At 42.3% G+C, this 19,620-nt stretch carries 15 protein-coding genes; 12 read left to right on the forward strand and 3 right to left on the reverse strand.

The window, feature by feature from the left end; translation table 11 throughout:
* Positions 1-23: 23 nt before the first annotated feature.
* On the reverse strand, positions 24-1,052 hold the full coding sequence (tsaD, locus tag C2M30_RS05600; RefSeq protein ID WP_105170958.1) for a tRNA (adenosine(37)-N6)-threonylcarbamoyltransferase complex transferase subunit TsaD: 1,029 nt from the start codon (positions 1,050-1,052) through the stop codon (positions 24-26).
* Between the two features lie 269 nt (positions 1,053-1,321).
* Between tsaD and rpsU the strand changes: the two genes are divergently transcribed.
* The 12 genes from rpsU (at position 1,322) to C2M30_RS05660 (ending at position 15,948) form a co-directional block, all read left to right on the forward strand.
* The gene (gene rpsU, locus C2M30_RS05605; RefSeq protein ID WP_010362466.1) at positions 1,322-1,537 is read left to right on the forward strand and encodes a 30S ribosomal protein S21; all 216 of its coding nucleotides are present in this window, start codon (positions 1,322-1,324) and stop codon (positions 1,535-1,537) included.
* Between the two features lie 19 nt (positions 1,538-1,556).
* Positions 1,557-2,003, forward strand: coding sequence for a GatB/YqeY domain-containing protein (locus tag C2M30_RS05610; protein ID WP_054979112.1), 447 nt, complete (start codon positions 1,557-1,559; stop codon positions 2,001-2,003).
* A gap of 178 nt (positions 2,004-2,181) precedes the next feature.
* Positions 2,182-3,927 (forward strand): DNA primase, encoded by a 1,746-nt coding sequence (gene dnaG, locus C2M30_RS05615; RefSeq protein ID WP_105170959.1) that lies wholly within the window; start codon positions 2,182-2,184, stop codon positions 3,925-3,927.
* Positions 3,928-4,039: 112 nt separating this feature from the next.
* Positions 4,040-5,884, forward strand: a complete 1,845-nt coding sequence (gene rpoD, locus C2M30_RS05620; protein WP_105170960.1) for an RNA polymerase sigma factor RpoD — start codon at positions 4,040-4,042, stop codon at positions 5,882-5,884.
* Between the two features lie 59 nt (positions 5,885-5,943).
* Positions 5,944-6,822: a 50S ribosomal protein L11 methyltransferase gene (gene prmA / locus C2M30_RS05625; RefSeq protein ID WP_100912656.1), complete on the forward strand. Its 879-nt coding sequence runs from the start codon at positions 5,944-5,946 to the stop codon at positions 6,820-6,822.
* A 227-nt stretch (positions 6,823-7,049) separates the two neighbouring features.
* Complete coding sequence (dusB, locus tag C2M30_RS05630; protein ID WP_105170961.1) at positions 7,050-8,021, forward strand: tRNA dihydrouridine synthase DusB; 972 nt, start codon at positions 7,050-7,052, stop codon at positions 8,019-8,021.
* 18 nt (positions 8,022-8,039) lie between these two features.
* Entirely contained in the window at positions 8,040-8,330 is a 291-nt protein-coding gene (fis, locus tag C2M30_RS05635) for a DNA-binding transcriptional regulator Fis (RefSeq protein ID WP_010561030.1), read from the forward strand.
* A gap of 249 nt (positions 8,331-8,579) precedes the next feature.
* Positions 8,580-10,172, forward strand: a complete 1,593-nt coding sequence (purH, locus tag C2M30_RS05640; protein WP_010561031.1) for a bifunctional phosphoribosylaminoimidazolecarboxamide formyltransferase/IMP cyclohydrolase — start codon at positions 8,580-8,582, stop codon at positions 10,170-10,172.
* A 100-nt stretch (positions 10,173-10,272) separates the two neighbouring features.
* Complete coding sequence (locus C2M30_RS05645) at positions 10,273-11,091, forward strand: class I SAM-dependent methyltransferase (protein ID WP_054979108.1); 819 nt, start codon at positions 10,273-10,275, stop codon at positions 11,089-11,091.
* 13 nt (positions 11,092-11,104) lie between these two features.
* Complete coding sequence (purD, locus tag C2M30_RS05650) at positions 11,105-12,394, forward strand: phosphoribosylamine--glycine ligase (protein WP_100912654.1); 1,290 nt, start codon at positions 11,105-11,107, stop codon at positions 12,392-12,394.
* Between the two features lie 207 nt (positions 12,395-12,601).
* Entirely contained in the window at positions 12,602-15,085 is a 2,484-nt protein-coding gene (locus C2M30_RS05655; protein ID WP_158683330.1) for an EAL domain-containing protein, read from the forward strand.
* A gap of 50 nt (positions 15,086-15,135) precedes the next feature.
* A complete protein-coding gene (locus tag C2M30_RS05660) occupies positions 15,136-15,948 on the forward strand; it encodes a DUF2797 domain-containing protein (RefSeq protein WP_040642051.1) in 813 nt (270 codons plus the stop codon).
* Here the strand turns inward: C2M30_RS05660 and C2M30_RS05665 are convergent.
* Positions 15,932-18,481, reverse strand: coding sequence for an EAL domain-containing protein (locus C2M30_RS05665; protein ID WP_105170963.1), 2,550 nt, complete (start codon positions 18,479-18,481; stop codon positions 15,932-15,934). The genes C2M30_RS05660 and C2M30_RS05665 overlap by 17 nt on opposite strands.
* Before the next feature lie 153 nt (positions 18,482-18,634).
* Complete coding sequence (locus C2M30_RS05670; protein WP_105170964.1) at positions 18,635-19,552, reverse strand: histone deacetylase family protein; 918 nt, start codon at positions 19,550-19,552, stop codon at positions 18,635-18,637.
* Positions 19,553-19,620: the final 68 nt, after the last annotated feature.

Below are 19,620 nucleotides of genomic sequence, written 5' to 3' on the forward strand. Positions count from 1 at the left end.
GCAGCAGCGGTTAATTCGAAAAATTAAATTGATTCCAACTCATCAAGCGGCCAGCGAGGCTTTGCGCGCATATCAAGTGGCGCATACTGCTTTGCTTTCAAGCGTTGCATGCCCGCGTAAGCAATCATTGCACCATTATCTGTACAAAACTCAGTGCGCGGGTAATAAACACGGCCTTGCATACCTGTCATCACTTTCTCTAGTGTTTCACGTAAATAAACGTTAGCACTCACGCCGCCGGCAATCACTAAACGCTTAATGCCGTATTCTTTCAGAGCACGTTTACATTTAATTACTAAGGTATCAATGACTGCCGTTTGAAAAGCATGGGCGATATTGGCCTTCACTTGCTCAGAAATATTGCCATCTTCGTCTTTTTCTTTATTAATGGTATTTGCAGCGAAGGTTTTTAACCCGCTAAAACTCATATCAAGGCCTGGTCTATCGGTCATTGGACGGGGAAAACGATATACTTCTGGTTCACCTTTTTCTGCAAGCTTGGCAAGCAATGGGCCGCCAGGATAATCCAATCCTAATAATTTAGCCGTTTTATCAAACGCTTCACCTGCAGCATCATCAATTGACTCACCAAGAATCGTGTATTGACCGATACCGTCAACTTTTACAATCATGCTGTGGCCACCCGATACAAGTAGCGCAATAAATGGAAATTCTGGTACATCTTCATCAAGCATCGGCGCCAATAAGTGGCCTTCCATATGATGCACTGCTACAGCGGGCACATTCCACCCATAAGCAAGCGAGCGGCCAATTGATGAACCAACTAATAACGCACCTACCAAACCAGGTCCTGCAGTATACGCAACGCCATCTAAATCTTCGGGTCCACAACCAGCTTGTTTAAATGCAGCCTCAATTAAAGGAATAGTCTTACGTACGTGATCACGCGATGCCAGTTCTGGTACAACACCACCATAATCCGCATGCACTTTCACTTGAGAATACAACTGATGAGCCAGCAAGCCTTGTTCATCGTCATAAATCGCGATTCCCGTCTCATCACAAGACGATTCAATACCCAAAATACGCAAGTTTCTCTCCTAAAATAACAATAAAATACCCAATCAAAGCACGCTCAATTAAGTTAAGGCGGCGATTTTACAAGCTTTAAGATTTTTTGTCAGCTTTTTACCATCTTTGGTATAATTATTCTTTACATTGCGTGGTGCTTCAGATTACAATGCCGCACCATTTTTGAACTAGTCGGTTAAATCTTAACCGAGGTGAGTGGCACTAGCTAAAGTTTTAGCTAATAAAACTCATTTAAGTAGAAACATATTACTAAGTAGGTGATTTTTTAATGCCAGTTATTAAAGTTAGAGAAAACGAGCCGTTTGACGTTGCTCTTCGCCGTTTTAAGCGTTCATGTGAAAAAGCAGGTATCCTTTCAGAAGTTCGTCGTCGCGAGCACTATGAAAAGCCAACAGCTGAGCGTAAGCGCAAAAAAGCAGCTGCGGTAAAGCGTCACATGAAGAAGCTTTCTCGCGAAAACGCTCGTCGCGTAAAACTTTACTAATCTAGATTAGGTCTTGTAAATGAGCCTTTTAGCACAACTTAAAGATGCACAAAAAGATGCAATGCGCGCTAAAGACAAAATTCGTCTTGGTGCAATTCGCATGGTTTTAGCAGCTATTAAGCAAAAAGAAATCGACGAGCAAGTTACGCTAGGTGACGCTGAAATCACGTCTATTCTAGTAAAACTTGTAAAGCAGCGTAAAGATTCTGAATCTCAGTATCGCGACGCTGGCCGCGAGGACTTAGCTGAAGTTGAAGCTAATGAAATTAAAGTACTTGAAGCGTTTTTACCAAAACCGCTTACTGATGAAGAAATTCTTACTTTAATTGATGAATGTATCGCGTCAAGCGGTGCTTCTGGCATGCAAGATATGGGTAAAGTAATGGGCTTGCTTAAAGCTAAAGCTGAAGGTCGCGCAGATATGGGCAAACTTTCAGGTTTAATTAAGCAAAAGCTTAGCGCTTAACTCAGAGTTTTAAAGGCTGACTTTCTCAAGTCAATAACTGCTGGCCTTAACAGCTTTAGAAACCGAGCTTTTGCTCGGTTTCTTCATTTCTGAAAGATGATAACGTCTAGCGTCATTTTTCATTTTTGGGTATGCTAGCCCCCTACTCTCAATCAACATACGCGAATAACGATATACCATGGCCGGAAAAATTCCTCGTAGCTTTATTGATGACCTATTAGCCAGAACCGACATTGTCGATCTTATTGATGGCAAAGTAGGCCTTAAAAAAGCAGGTAAGGATTATCAGACATGTTGTCCGTTTCATAATGAAAAATCGCCGTCGTTTACGGTATCCCAAGATAAGCAGTTTTATCACTGCTTTGGTTGTGGCGCCCACGGCAATGCCATTTCATTTATGATGGAATATGAAAAGCTCGAGTTTGTTGATGCCATAGAAGAGCTCGCGGGTTTACTCAATTTAGATGTGCCTCGTGAGAATGCCACAAATCAAGGGCCACAAGTCAGTACTGAGCAAAAACGCTCTGATTACGAATTAATGATGCATGTTGCAAAGTTTTACCAACACCAATTAAAGCATCATGACAACTCCACTCAAGTAATCGAATATCTCAAAGGACGTGGGCTCAGTGGCGAAACTGCTAAACAATTTATGATTGGTTACGCCCCCAGTGAATGGGATAGCGTGTGTAAAACATTCGCGAAGAACCAAGATAGCAAAAAACAATTACTCGAACTAAAACTTGCCAGTGAAAAGTCAGCAGGACGCCAATTTGATTTCTTCCGCGACCGCTTGATGTTTCCAATTCGCGATAAACGCGGACGCGTTATCGCCTTTGGTGGACGCATCATGAATAGCGACGACAATGGCCCGAAATATTTAAACTCACCAGAAACCCGAATTTTTCATAAAGGCTTTGAACTTTACGGCTTGTATGAAGCCAAGCACGCTAACAAAAAGCTCGAACAAATACTGGTAGTTGAAGGGTATATGGACGTGGTTGCGCTTGCTGAAAAAGGCATTAACTACGCAGTTGCAGCACTTGGTACTGCAACCACACCTGAACATATTCATACCCTATTTAGAACGACTGACCGCATTATTTGTTGTTACGATGGTGACCGTGCAGGACGCGATGCTGCGTGGCGAGCACTGGAAAATGCGCTGCCCTATTTAAATCATGGTAAATCACTCGAGTTTGTATTTTTACCTGACGGTGAAGACCCAGACTCATTAGTACAAAAAGAAGGTCGTGAAGCCTTTGAATTACGTTACGACGATGCCACTGATTTCTCGGTATACTTGTTTGATAGACTTGCACAGGAAATTAATCTGACGACAGACGCAGGCAAATCAAAGCTATTACAGCAGGCGCTGCCACTGATTGAAAAGGTCCCAAGCGACTACTATCAGGATAATTTACTCGATAAATTAGCGCGCTTAATTGGCCGCACCCGTGCCCAGCTGCAAAAAAAGATCAATACACCAAAGCAACAACAAGGTCTTGCTAAGAAGTTTAAAATAACACCAATGCGACGCGCAATTGGTTTGCTATTACAGCATCCAGAACTTGCCAGTGAAGTGCCATTCCAGCCAGAATTAGCGCAGATGGATGTACCGGGTATCAAGCTCTTTATTCAATTGCAAAAACTCGCCTTAGATAAAACCAATACCACAGCGCAACTGCTTGAGCAATTTAGAGAAAGTCCTGAATATGCGCCATTAGCGAAACTCGCCGCGTGGCAGCATCAAGTAAATCAAGATTCGTTAACCAGTGAATTTCAAAGTACTTTTAATTTTATTGAAGATCAGTGTTTAAATTTGCGCCTAGAGTCCCTATTAATAAAAGAGAAAACGCAAGGTTTGAGTAAAGCTGAAAAGCAAGAATATTCAATGCTCACACTTGCATTAAAAGGCAGATAACAGCTAGCCAAATTCAACCTTTCGTGTTATACTGCCCTATTCACTGCGTCTTGTATCAAGTTGTTTAAGACGCCCGTTGTATCAACTTATCAGAGTGGAAGAGAATACCTCTATGGAGCAAACTCCTCAGTCACAGCTAAAACTCCTCATTCAAAAAGGTAAAGAGCAAGGTTACCTTACATTTGCCGAAGTTAACGACCACCTTCCACAAGACATCATAGATTCGGAACAAGTTGAAGACATCATCGGCATGATCAACGACATGGGTATCCAGGTAGTAGAAAATGCACCTGATGCCGATGAACTTATGATGCAAGAAACAACTACCGATGAAGATGCTGCAGAAGCGGCAGCGGCAGCGCTTGCTACGGTAGAAAAAGAAATCGGTCGTACGACAGATCCGGTACGCATGTACATGCGTGAAATGGGTACTGTAGAGCTTCTAACACGTGAAGGCGAAATCGACATCGCTAAGCGTATCGAAGACGGTATCAACCAAGTGCAGGTTTCTGTTGCAGAGTACCCTGAAGCAATTAATTACTTACTTGAGCAATGGGATAACTACCTTGCTGAAGACGTACGCTTAAGCGATATTATCAGCGGTTTCTACGATCCTGACGCAGACGAAACAATGATCTCTGCAACGCACATTGGTTCAGAACTTTCCGAAGAAGAATTGGATGATGAAGATTCAGATCTTGAAAGTGATGATGACGATGATGAGGAAGAAGCAGATACAGGCCCATGCCCTGAAGAAGCTGCAGAAAACTTTGAAAAGCTACGTAACCTTTATAATCAAGCACGTGGTATTTTTGAAGAGAAAGGTCGCTCTCACCCAGATGCAGTAGCTATTATCGCTGAAATCGGTGAGCATTTCCGTACCTTTAAACTAATGCCTAAGCAATTTGACCGTATGGTTAAAAACATGCGCGACATGATGGACCGTATTCGCGTTCAAGAACGCATCATCATGAAACAAGTTGTTCAAATTGCTAAAATGCCAAAGAAAACTTTCGTTAAAAACTTCGCAAATAACGAAACGGATTCGGCATGGTTAGACCGTGAAATCGTATCTGGTGAACTATACTCAAACAAACTTGCAGAAGTGAAGTTTGAAGTTGAGCGTTGTATTAACAAACTACGCCAAATGGAAGAAAGCACAGGCCTAAACCTAGAGCGTATCAAAGACATCAACCGTCGCATGTCAATCGGTGAAGCAAAAGCACGCCGCGCGAAGAAAGAAATGGTTGAAGCGAACTTACGTCTTGTAATTTCAATTGCGAAAAAATACACCAACCGTGGCTTACAATTCCTTGATCTAATCCAGGAAGGTAACATTGGTCTAATGAAAGCGGTTGATAAGTTTGAATACCGTCGTGGTTATAAGTTCTCAACTTATGCAACATGGTGGATCCGTCAGGCAATTACACGTTCAATTGCTGACCAAGCACGTACTATCCGTATTCCAGTACATATGATTGAAACGATTAACAAACTAAATCGTATTTCACGTCAAATGTTACAGGAAATGGGTCGCGAACCATCGCCAGAAGAGCTTGCTGAACGCATGGTAATGCCGGAAGACAAGATCCGTAAAGTACTAAAAATTGCAAAAGAGCCAATCTCAATGGAAACACCAATCGGTGATGATGAAGATTCGCACTTAGGTGATTTTATTGAGGATAGCACCATTGAATCACCGGTTGATTCAGCAACAATGGAAAGCCTCAAAAATGCAACACATGATGTACTAGCTGGCTTAACAGCGCGTGAAGCAAAAGTACTGCGTATGCGTTTCGGTATCGATATGAATACTGACCATACATTAGAAGAAGTAGGTAAGCAGTTTGACGTAACCCGTGAGCGTATTCGTCAAATCGAAGCGAAAGCACTTCGCAAGCTTCGCCACCCTTCTCGTTCAGACTTACTGAAAAGCTTCTTAGACTTTAAAGGCTAAGTAAACAGTTAAACTAAAAGGCCGCTCATTGCGGCCTTTTTTCTTACAGGATAAAAATTATGGCGTGGGTACAAATCCGTATTAATAGCACTAAAGAAAATGCCGAAATCATCAGCGATGAGCTAATGGAACTAGGCTGTCCTTCGGTGACCTTTGTCGACGCAAAAGACACTCCTATTTATGAGCCAAAACTTGGCGAAGTTACGCTTTGGGCTGACACAACAGTAATTGGTTTATTCGATGCCAGTGTTGATATGCAAGCAATTACCGAACACCTTGCACAAATGCCAATATTACAAGAAAACTTTGTTTGTAAAGTAGAGCAACTTGAAGACAAAGACTGGGAACGTGAATGGATGGATAATTTCCACCCAATTCAATTTGGCGAACGCCTTTGGATCTGTCCAAGCTGGCGCGATATTCCTGACCCAAGTGCAGTGAATGTATTACTTGACCCAGGCCTTGCTTTTGGTACTGGCACACATAACACTACAGCACTATGTTTACGCTGGCTAGACAGTTTAGATTTAAGCGGTAAAACTGTGGTCGATTTTGGCTGCGGCTCTGGCATTTTAGGTATTGCCGCACTTAAATTGGGTGCAAAACGTGTAATTGGTATCGATATTGACCCACAAGCATTAGAAGCGAGCCGCGATAACGCCGAGCGTAATGGCGTGGCCGACCAACTAGAAGTCTACCTTCCTGAAGATCAACCTGAATTTGAAGCCGATATTTTAGTTGCCAATATTCTTGCGCAACCTTTACGTGAATTACATCAAGTTATTTTAGGCTTACTTAAATCTGGTGGCGAGTTTGCATTGTCGGGTATTCTTGAAGAACAAGTGACGTCTGTTGAAGATATTTATCGTCAATATGCCGAGCTTGAAACAAGCCAACAAGATGGCGAGTGGATGCGTGTAGCAGGTAAAAAGCGCTAAGTAGTATCACGCTGCGCCCCTTTAAAATCCTTAGCTCAACACAATTTGAGTTAAGGATTTGTTACTTTTGCTAACAAAAATCTTCCTTTTTTTTCGCTCGATAGCCAGTTACAAAAAGTCAATATCAAAAGTTTAAAAAAAAACCACTTTTGTATAAATAATAGGCTTTGATTTTTGCAAAAAAAACCGTAAACTTAGCGCCCCTTGATTGGTGACCCAGATTTATTGTGCAGATAGGCCCTTATCAGTTAGAAAATAACCTAATGGTTGCTCCTATGGCAGGAGTAACAGATAGACCGTTTAGACAGCTTTGTCGTCGACTCGGAGCTGGCCTTGCTGTATCTGAAATGTTGTCATCCAATCCTAAGGTTTGGAAAACCGAAAAATCAATGTCTCGCATGGATCATTCCGGTGAGTCTGGTATTCGCAGTGTGCAAATTGCCGGCGCTGACCCACAACTGATGGCGGAAGCTGCTCAGTTTAATGTCAAAAACGGCGCACAAATTGTGGATATCAATATGGGTTGTCCAGCAAAAAAAGTGAATAAAAAGCTCGCAGGCTCTGCCCTTTTGCAGTACCCCGAACTGGTCACAGATATCGTTAAAGCTGTAGTTAATGCAGTAGATGTACCTGTTACCTTAAAAATCCGAACAGGATGGGATACTGACAATCGAAATGGTGTAGAGATTGCGCGCATCGCTGAACAAAATGGTATTCAGTCATTGGCGGTTCATGGCCGCACACGCTCTTGTATGTACAAGGGTGAAGCTGAATATCAAACAATTAAGGACATTAAAAGTTCAGTCTCCATTCCGGTGGTTGCTAATGGTGATATTACATCACCACAAAAAGCGAAACAGGTTTTGGAATATACGGGCGCAGATGCTTTGATGATAGGCCGTGCAGCACAAGGTCGCCCTTGGATTTTTAGGGAGATAAACCATTATCTCACCACTGGAGAATTACTACCGGAGCCAGCAATGGACGAGGTACAAAGTATTCTTATGGAACACTTAGTAAATCTTCACGCATTTTATGGTGATGTAATGGGTGTGCGAATTGCGCGTAAGCATGTCTCATGGTATTTGCAGGCTCATGACCGTGAAGGTCAATTTAGGCGAGTATTTAATGCTATCGACTCTCAGAAAGAGCAAATCGATACGTTAGAAAAGTACTTTGAAACACTAGCAGATAATTAACAAAGAGTAAGAAAGACGATGTTCGAACAAAACGTGACTTCTCCATTTATTACTAACGCACATGTTCAGTCTCAAGAGAAACCACAACCATTACGCGACGCTTGTAAAAAAGCAGTGCACAACTACTTAAAGCAACTTAATGGTCAAGATGTACAAGATGTTTACGAGCTAGTTCTTTCAGAACTTGAAGCGCCGTTACTTGAAGAAGTAATGACATATACTCGCGGTAACCAAACTCGCGCAGCAATCTTACTAGGTATCAACCGTGGTACTCTTCGTAAGAAGCTTAAAAAGTACGGTATGAACTAATTAGCACCTAACGGTGCAATAAAAAGCACCCTTGGGAATCCTCGGGTGCTTTTTTGTTTTTCTAACCCCGAAAAACACACTAAATTAAATTCACGTTCAAATTTAATTTAGGTAAAGACCAGCGCTACAGGTCTTGTTTATAAAAGCGACAAATGGTCGTCGAGTTATAAGCAAAAGTAAGTTAAAATATTCGTTTAAATTAAGTGTTTTCTCGCACTATCAATAAATTTTGAGGTAATCAAAACTACCATGGATACATTACGTCCAATTCGTCGCGCTTTATTAAGCGTTTCAGACAAAACCGGTATTGTAGAATTTGCTCGCGCGCTTTCTGAGAAAGGCGTTGAACTTCTTTCAACTGGCGGTACATGTAAGCTACTTGCAGACAACGGCATCGCAGTAACAGAAGTTTCAGACCACACAGGGCACCCTGAGATCATGGATGGTCGTGTTAAAACATTACACCCAAAAATTCACGGCGGCATTTTAGCGCGTCGCGGTACTGACGAAGGTGTAATGGAAGCAAATAATATTTCTGCAATCGACATGGTAGTTGTTAACCTTTACCCATTCGCACAAACCGTTGCAAAAGAAGGCTGTTCACTTGAAGACGCTATCGAAAACATCGATATCGGCGGCCCAACAATGGTACGCGCTGCGGCTAAAAACAATAAAGACGTAACTATTATTGTAAATGCTGGCGATTACGACCGCGTTATCGCTGAAATGAATGCAAACAACGGTGCAACAACGTATGAAACACGTTTTGACCTAGCGATTGCTGCATTTGAGCATACTGCACAATACGATGGCATGATCGCGAACTATTTCGGTACGCAAGTACCAGATTACAGCGAAAATGCTGCGGAAACTGAAGAGTCTAAGTTCCCACGCACTATCAACTTCCAATTCACTAAAAAGCAAGATATGCGTTACGGTGAAAACTCGCACCAAGATGCTGCATTCTATGTTGAAAACGACATTGAAGAAGCATCAGTTGCAACGGCAAAACAGTTACAAGGCAAAGCGCTTTCGTACAATAACATTGCAGACACAGATGCAGCACTTGAATGTGTTAAAGAGTTTGACGCGCCAGCATGTGTAATCGTTAAGCACGCTAACCCGTGTGGTGTGTCAATTGGCGACAACCTACTTGACGCATACGACCGCGCTTTCAAAACTGATCCAACGTCAGCGTTTGGTGGCATCATTGCATTTAACCGTGAACTTGATGCTGATACAGCAGAAGCAATCGTGTCACGCCAGTTTGTTGAAGTTATCATTGCACCAAGCGTATCAGATGCTGCGGCACAAATTGTGTCAGCAAAACAAAACGTACGTTTACTTGAGTGCGGCCAGTGGTCAAACAAAACAACGGGCGTTGATATCAAACGTGTTAACGGTGGTATCTTAGTACAAGACCGTGACCAAGGCATGGTTGATATGGGCGACCTACGCGTAGTATCTAAAAAACAGCCTACTGAGCAAGAACTAAAAGACTTAATGTTCTGCTGGAAAGTGGCTAAGTTTGTTAAATCAAATGCGATTGTATATGCAAAAGACGGCATGACAATTGGTGTAGGCGCAGGCCAAATGAGCCGCGTTTACTCAGCAAAAATTGCGGGCATTAAAGCTGCCGATGAAAACCTAGAAGTAGCAGGTTCTGTAATGGCATCTGACGCTTTCTTCCCATTCCGTGACGGTATCGACGCGGCTGCTGAAGCGGGTATTACTGCGGTAATTCAGCCAGGTGGTTCAATGCGCGATGAAGAAGTTATCGCTGCTGCAGATGAGCACGGCATGGCAATGGTATTTACTGGCATGCGTCATTTCCGCCATTAATATTTACTTGCAAACTTATTAGTGCAAGCACTTTGCTCGCTTGCACTAAGCTGTTAATTTTACTTAATGTTGCTTAATAAAAATAAAAACTAGGAAGAAAATGAAATTCACAGTAAAAGCCTTAGTAACTGCCCTGTCGCTTACTTTAGCTGGATGTGCATCGACCGATATCGATACATTGCTTACCAAAACTGCGACTGCTGAAAATCGTTCAAACGATAATAAAGCGCGCGATCAATACCGTCACCCAAAAGAAACATTGGAATTTTTTGGCCTACAGCCAGAGATGACCGTTGTTGAAGTATGGCCTGGCGGCGGTTGGTATACTGAAATACTGGCGCCAGTATTACAGCAAAATGGTCAGTATTTCGCAGCTCATTTTCCTTCCGATTCAGAAGTAAAATACTATCAACGCTCGCTTAATCAATTCCAAGATAAATTAGCAAGCGATGATGTATATGAAAACGTTACACTTTCTGAATTTTATCCTGGCACCCACCATAACATTGCGCCTGCAGAAAGCGCGGATATGGTACTGACCTTTCGCAATTTACATAACTGGTATATGCAAAAAGACATTGAAGGCATTAACGAAGCCTTTAAAGCATTTTACAGCGCATTAAAACCAGGCGGCATTCTTGGCGTTGTTGATCATCGCCTACCAGAAAACCGCGATAGCGCAAAAGCCAAGCGTTCTGGTTATGTAAAACAAAGCTGGGTTATTGAATATGCCGAAAAAGCAGGGTTTGTTTTAGAAGCCGTAAGTGAAGTTAACGCCAATCCATTAGACACAGCCGATCACGAAAAAGGTGTTTGGACCTTACCACCACGCTTAGCCTTGGGCGAAAAAGATATCGCCAAGTACCAAGCAATTGGTGAAAGTGATCGTATGACATTAAAGTTTAGAAAACCTCAATAGGTAGGATAGTCCAATGAACGTATTAGTAATTGGTAGTGGTGGTCGCGAACACGCTCTTGCGTTTAAAGCGGCGCAGTCAGCGAAAGTAAACACGGTATTTGTAGCTCCAGGTAACGCAGGTACAGCGCTTGAGCCTAAGCTTGAGAACATCGCAATTGGCGTAGAAGACATTGATGCACTTGTGGCATTTGCTAAAGAGAACAATGTTGAACTGACCATTGTTGGTCCAGAAGCACCGCTTGTAATTGGTGTGGTTGATAAGTTCCGCGAAGAAGGTCTTGCGATCTTCGGCCCAACAGCCGCAGCTGCACAGCTTGAAGGCTCTAAGTCTTTCACTAAAGATTTCTTAGCACGCCATAAAATCCCAACAGCGGATTATCAAACGTTTGAACAAATCGAGCCAGCACTTGCATACCTAAAAGAAAAAGGCGCGCCAATTGTTGTTAAAGCCGACGGCTTAGCAGCTGGTAAAGGTGTAATCGTTGCCATGACTGAGCAAGAAGCTGAAGACGCAATTCGCGATATGCTTGCAGGCAATGCGTTTGGCGATGCAGGTAGCCGCGTAGTAATTGAAGAATTCTTAGAAGGTGAAGAAGCATCATTTATCGTAATGGTAGATGGCGAAAACGTACTTCCGTTTGCTACCTCTCAAGATCACAAACGCGCTTATAACGAAGACAAAGGCCCAAATACTGGCGGCATGGGTGCATATTCACCAGCACCAGTTGTTACCGCTGAAATCCACCAGCGTATTATGGATGAAGTAATTTACCCTACAGTGAAAGGTATGAGTGATGAAGGCCACCCTTACACAGGTTTCTTATACGCAGGTTTAATGATTACTGCGGATGGCACGCCTAAAGTAATTGAATATAACTGTCGTTTTGGCGATCCTGAAACACAGCCTATTATGCTTCGTTTACAATCAGACCTAGTTGAATTGATTGAAGCGGCTAACCGTGTTGAACTTGATAAAACTGACATTCAGTTTGATTCTCGCGCAGCTGTAGGTGTCGTACTTGCGGCAGCAGGTTACCCAGGTTCTTACCCGAAAGGTGACGCTATCTCAGGGTTACGTGTTGATTATGCAGAAGGCACAAAAGTATTCCACGCAGGCACTAAGCAAGATGGCGACAATGTCGTTACTGCAGGTGGTCGCGTATTATGTGCAACAGCACTTGGCAACACAGTAACAGAAGCGCAGCAAAACGCTTATAAACTGGTTGATGAAATTAACTGGCAAGGTGTTGAGTTCCGTACCGATATCGCTTACCGCGCTATTGCTCGCGAAAATAACAGCTAATAGCCGCTATTAACCAGTTCAAAAAATCAACCTACACTGCGTAGGTTGATTTTTTTTGTCTTAAAAGCACACAACAGTCACGCTAAATTGGTATTATTCGCTACCTATTTAATTAAAATTCATCTAACCTTTAAAAAGCCTTAAATATCAAGGAAGCCCATGAATCAGTTAAAGCCTATTTTTTTGTTTATAGCATGTCTGCTATTTATGGCTTTATCCTTAGTAATAGGCTCATTGCTTTTTAATATTGGCGACCCAACAACCAACTCAATTGAGCGTACCCATGCGATTTATTTAAACTCATCGTATTGGATTGATGAGCAGAGCAACGCCACGCTTGATGATGCCTTAAAACAAAAATTTCAAAATTCAGAAATTGCCGATATTCCGTGGCAATTTGGCACGCAGAGTTACTGGGTAAAAGTAGCAGTAACCAATCGTACCGATGCAACAGAGATCCTCACTGCACATTTTGACAACCCAATGCTTGACCAACTTGAGGTTTGGCAACTTGATGAAAATAATCGGGTCATAAATCATAAGCAACTAGGTGATACAGTTGCCAATTTAAATATTCACCAGCAAGCATTCCCACACCTTGAATTTTCCCTTGCAGCGAAAGGCAATACCAGCGTTTTGGCGCGTATTAAAACCAGCGGAATTAGCAAAACCCCCATTTACATCTATCAAGTAGATAATTTTCAAAGCGTACGAAAGTTTAGCTATTTGATCTGGGGGCTATTTATCGGCGTAGCAGTAATGATTGCGCTGTATAACCTAATTTTGTTCATCAGTATTCGCGACAGCGTTTATCTCGCGTATATTGGCTATATCATTTCTACCTTAATGATGATGGGCTCAGTGTTGGGGTTTGGCTATTATATTTGGCCGACCTCTATGCAATACCTATTGCAAAAATACGTGGTAACCAGCAACTTTAGTGTGGCTATCTGCGCGTTGATTTTCGGTTCGTTATTTTTACGCTATGCCACCATTAAAACAAAACTCAATACATTGATCCGTGGCACCTTAGTTATTTTATGTCTTGGCGCACTAGCCAGCTTAGTATTACCTGAATACCAAGCCGCACCGGTATTTTTTGTATGTATGGTACCGCTTTATATCACTATCGTACTTATCGTATTTAACCGCTTACTTACCGACTTTGTGTGGGCGAAATACTATTTCTTTTCTTGGTTACCACTCATTATTAGCGGTGCAATGCAGCCTCTCGTTTTAGTAGGCGTGCTCGAACACACCTTCTTAACTCGTCATGCATTCTTAATTGGCGTACTGCTTGAAGTACTGTTAATGGCAATGGCGTTAGCTGATAAGTTTTCACATCAACAGCGTGAAAGTTACTTTAAAGCCACTCACGATTCGAGCTCGCAGCTGCCAAATGAAACCCTATACAAATACAAAATCACACAGTTGATTGAACAGCAACACAACTTTATTACCTGCTTTATTGAGCTGAAAAACTTTGGCCAGTTTATTCCTTATATGGCCCCTAAAGCGAAGAAGGATTTAGTTAATCAGGTGTGTTCTTCGCTGCAACCTATTTTAAAAAATCATTCCAGTGTTTTAACCATTGAAGAGCAAGGCCTAAACACCGTAAAGCTCGCTTATTTACGTGATGGTGTATTTGCGCTACTGCTCAACCATGGCACTAACCGTGAAGCGTTAAATAAACACTTACAGAATATTCAAGCGCATATCCCGTCATCGCTTATGATTGATGGTATTTTGCTTAATTTATCCAGCCATATTGCCACGTGTTCGAGTATTTATAGCAACCAACGCAGCGGTTTATTGCTACGTAAAACATGGCAAACGCTGTTTCAGGCAAAGCAGCAAGGCGTTGCACTATTACACTATAAAAAAGAAAGCGGCACGGATATTGGGCAACAATTCAATCTTGCCTCAGAGTTACACAACGCCATCGAACAAAAACAGCTAACACTAAGTTTCACTCCGGTCTATCACGTAAAAAATAAAAAACTGGTGTCAATCAGTTGCCAGTTTGCTTGGCCGCATGAAGAATTTGGCGAAATTAGCCAACAAGAAATTATAAAACTCGCAATTGATACCGGTTTAAATGTACACCTAAATCGCTGGTTATTTTCAGAGCTGTTTGATGCGATATCAACATTAAAAGACAGCCATTTAAACTGTCAGTTGTCGCTTACTCTGTCACTTAGTCAACTAAACCATAGCGGCTTTGTAGGTTGGTTATCTGAAAAGGTAACGCATATTGATACTGAAAATATCATGATCTACACCCAACAACCGATCAACAGTGAAATGAGCCAGTTAAAAGAGACACTGCAAAAACTCACTGATTTAGGCTTCAAATTTGGTTTAGACAATTTCCACGGCGACCTTGACCGCTTGTTCGAAGCGCCAGACTCAGGCTTTAGTGACGTCAGAATTGGCCACTTATTTACCAAAGGTAATATGCAAGGCCATAAACTTACCTTATTACTTAGCGCAATGGTTGAAGTTGCCAAAGGGCTAGATTTAACCGTAACCGCCATCGATGTTGATAACCAAGAATTTGCCGATATTGTCAATCAGTGTCAATGTGACTTTATGCAAGGTGAGTTGCTTGCACCAACCATGAACTTTAGAGTTTTAAACTCATTTCTGCTGACGCAACAATCTCGCATTGGTAATCTCAGCGAGCTTTGATACGATAGCCTTTTTTGCTTGATTAGGGGCTATAAATGCAAGCAACACCAATAACCGGTACTTTGCGTAAAATGCAAAGCAGTCTTACTTCGCCAATCAGTTACCAACTACCGGTGGGCGATCAAACCGTTGACTTAAACGCCTTAATTGGCAAATCCATCACCCTGACTTACAGCGGTAATATCTTTTGCAGTAACTGCGGCAAAAAAACCAAAAAGAGTTATTCACAAGGCCATTGCTTTGTTTGTATGCGCAAGCTCGCTAGTTGCGATATGTGTATTATGAAGCCAGAAACCTGCCACTTCGACCAAGGCACCTGTCGCGAGCCAGAGTGGGGCGAAGAAAACTGTATGATCCCGCACTATGTGTATCTTGCAAATACGACTGCGATTAAAGTAGGTATTACGCGCCATACGCAAATCCCAACGCGTTGGATTGACCAAGGTGCAACTCAAGCTTTGCCTATTTTTAAAGTGGCAACACGTCATCAATCAGGTTTATTAGAAGTTGCTTTAGCTGAGTTTATCGCCGATAAAACCAATTGGCGCAATATGCTCAAAGGGAATGGCGAAGTAATCGACTTAAAGAGCCAAGGCGCAGCGCTTATCGAGCAAATTAGGCCAAAGCTAACAGAATTAAGCGAACTCTTTGGCGCAACGGCCATCACTGAACTCGACGAAGAGGTAGTTGAACTGGATTTCCCTATATCAGAGTTCCCAAGCAAAATTAGCTCGTTTAATTTTGACAAGAACCCTGAAGTAACAGGCGTATTAAAAGGCATTAAAGGCCAATACCTAATCTTCGATACTGGCGTGATTAATATTCGAAAGTTTACCTCGTACGAAGTTACTGTGAGTTATTAGAACTCAAATCCATTTGCTGTTTTGCTGGGCGATGCGCCTCGCAAAACAGCTCAAATTGCTTTGCCGTAAGCGGTTTACTAAAGAAATACCCCTGAATTGCATGACAATCTAGTTCTTGTAAAAAAGCCAGCTGATGGGCTTGTTCTACGCCTTCTGCGACAAGGTTTAATTCTAAACTATGCGCCATTGCCACAATCGCTTTCACTATTTGGCTATTGCCGTATTCGTCTGGTACTTTGGCAATAAAGCTAGCATCTATTTTTAACGTATCAATCGGTAAACGGGCTAAATAACTCAGCGCCGAGTAACCTGTACCAAAGTCATCCAGCGATAAACTCACACCAAGTTTTTTAAGTGCTTTAAGCACTTTTTTCGCGTCTTCTAACGAGCGAATAAAGCTACTTTCGGTTATTTCAATTTCAAGAAAACGCCCATCCACCTGCCAGATACTCAGTGCATTTTTCACTGTTTGTGCCAAATCACCTTGCGTAAAGTGAAGCGCCGATACGTTGACGGAAATACGTTTATCAAAAAGGCCATTTTTTTGCCAAATTTGAATTTGTTTACACGCAGCATTAATTACCCAAATATCAATATCCACAATTAAACCTAGCTCTTCCGCTAAAGGGATAAAGTTTGCAGGCGAAATAAAACCTAACTCGTTATCATGCCAACGCAATAAGGCTTCTGCGCCTACTACGTGATGAGTAAAACTGTCTATTTTAGGTTGGTAATAGAGACTGAATTCATTATTGATTAGGGCATGCTTTAGTTTGCTTTCAATTGCCATGCGCTCTAATGAGCGCGCATTCATCGCAGGTTTATACAGTTGAAATGAGTTGCGACCAATTTCTTTTGAGCGATACATGGCAATATCAGCATGCTTTAATAGCGTTTCTGCGTCTTCACCATCGTCGGGATACACCGCCCCACCAATAGAGGTAGTGATCACAATTTCCGTATTACCCACTTGAATTGGCGCTTTTAATGCTTCAATTAAATTGGCAGCACAGCGATGGATGTTTTTTACCTCATCAATTTCAGTAAGTAATAAAGTGAACTCATCACCACCTAAGCGCGCCAGCGTATCGCCTTCATGCATGCAACTTTGTAAACGTTTTGCCACTTGTTTAAGTAATAAGTCACCAGCGCTGTGGCCTAATGTGTCATTAACTTGCTTAAAATGATCGAGGTCGAGAAACATCACCGCTATTTTTGTGTCATCGCGATGTGCCGTTGCCAACGCCATTTCTAAGCGGTCATTAAACAAGCGGCGGTTGGGTAAGTGAGTTAACTCATCAAAATAAGCAAGCGTTTTAATACGTTTTTCATTGCGCTTTCGCTCGGTAATATCACTAAAAATTGCCGCGTATAGCGCCTCTTCTTCATCGCTTTCGCGAATACAGATAATTGTTAGCCATTCTAAATAGGTTTCACCATTGCGCTTGCGATTGTATATCTCTCCTTGCCACACCCCTTTTTGCCTTAACTGCGCCCACATTTTATCGTAAAAGCTCTTATCATGACGGCCTGAGCTCAGCATTGACGGTTTTTGGCCAAGTACTTCCTGCTCGCTGTAACCTGTAAGCTGGGTGAAGGCTGGATTGACTTGCAAAATGGTGTTGCGCGAGTCCGTAATCATAATGCCATCAGGCGATGCATTGATGATTTGCTCGGCTAAGTACAAGTTCTTTTGTGACTTTTGCAACGCTCTGTCGCGTTGATGTAATACCGTTTCTAGCTCCTGCATATACGCAGATTCAATCTCGCTGAGAATATTACGAAGCGCTAATACGCCCAGTATTTTGCCATTATCATCTTCGACAATTAGATGCCGAATTTGCTTTAGCTTGAGAATTTGATAAGCCTTATAAAGGCTTGTTTGATAATGTACCGTTAAAAGAGGCCAGCTCGCATAATGCCACGCTTGCTGGTCAACTTGTTGACGGCTAAGCATAGTAAGCAAATCGCGCTCAGTAATAATGCCGGTTTGACCTACCGCAGGATTATCCAGTAAAACAAAATTAGAATGGCGCTGACGCATAATTTCGCTAATCTGGGCAATTGGTAAATCACTTTTCGCAATAGGTACTTCTGATACGTAGCTGCTTTCTATGGTTTTAAAGTGAAGATAATGCTCAAGACCCTGACTGCGCACAACATCACTTAAACTAATAACACCTACAGGTTCACTGCCCCCACCTTTCATCACTAATAAATGACGAAAACCATAACTATGGAACAGAACAGTTACTTCAGATAACTGAGTTAAATGATCAACCGTTTTAACTGGCGATGTCATATGCGCTTTAACTGGCTGATGAAAAATGCTTGGGTCCGAAAAATCAACTTTAGCGCAATCCCCTTCGGTCCACACCCCAATGATCTTGCCATCGTGTTTAACAAAAATAGAGCTTACATTATCGTTTCGCATGCGGCATGCACAATCGGCGAGACTTTGCTCGGGGTCGCATACCAGGAGCTCAGTTGACATAACATCTTCAACACGGAGCTTTTTGCTTGATTGAGGCATAGTAGAAACCAATTAAACTTTGTCAGGTAATGGGATTCTACGTGGAATCACTGAGATTAATTTTGATACAGAACAAGTAACACCAATTTTATAAATTATACAGCGATTGCGTAGTAAAAAGGTGTACCTAACTAGGGTCTATAAGTTGAGAAATTAGAGTTCAGCCAATGCCTTAACATGCGTAGCAACAGAACGCCCAAGTGCTGAATTGTTGTAGCCACCTTCTAGCATCGAAATAATCCCTTTGCAGTTTACTTGCTTACATAAGGATACCACTTGTTCGGTAAACCAAGCGTAATCACTTTCAACAAGCTGTAAGCCGCCCATATCATCTTCGTAATGGGCATCAAACCCTGCGCTGATAAAAATAAGCTCAGGCTCAAACTGCTTTAACTTTGGAAACCACGTATGTAAAAGTGCACGCTCAAAATCGTCCCCCGCCATTCCGGCAGTCATGGGGGTATTAATCACATGCTCATTACTGTCAATTGCGGTATTAGGGTAGAATGGGTGCTGGAAAATAGAACAAAACAACACATCCATATCGTCGATAAAAATATCTTGTGTGCCATTGCCGTGGTGTACATCAATATCAAGTATCGCAATGCGCTTGATGCCCTGTTGCTGAGCATAACGTACCGCAACCGCAACATTATTAAAGATGCAAAAGCCAGACGAAGTTGTTTTGGTCGCATGATGGCCTGGCGGTCTTACTGCACAAAATGCTGCATCTAACTCACCTGCTAAAATCTTATCAACGGCTAACAAACCAGAGCCCGCTGCTCGTTTTGCCGCAAGCAAACTGTCGGGACAGAGCCAAGTATCACCATCAAGATCAACCAACCCCTGCTCTGGAATTTTATCTTCTACAGATTTAATCAGGCTTTCGCTGTGTGCCATCAATAATTGTTGGCGCTCAACCAGTGGTGCATCTAAGTGCGTTAAAGCGATATCTATACCAGCAGCTAGAATACGATCATTGATTGCATCAAGCCGTGAAGCACACTCTGGGTGGTCTTCAATCATCTTATGCTTTCGACAGTCTGTATGTGAAATTATCGCGGTGCGCATGCTGGTCTCCAAACCTTATGTCGCGGCTCAGTGTAGCAAAGTCAGGTTATCCCGACTTTGCTACTTTG

The sequence above is a fragment of the Pseudoalteromonas sp. T1lg24 genome, assembly GCF_002964745.1.
In the GTDB taxonomy this organism is placed as follows: Bacteria; Pseudomonadota; Gammaproteobacteria; order Enterobacterales; family Alteromonadaceae; genus Pseudoalteromonas; species Pseudoalteromonas spongiae.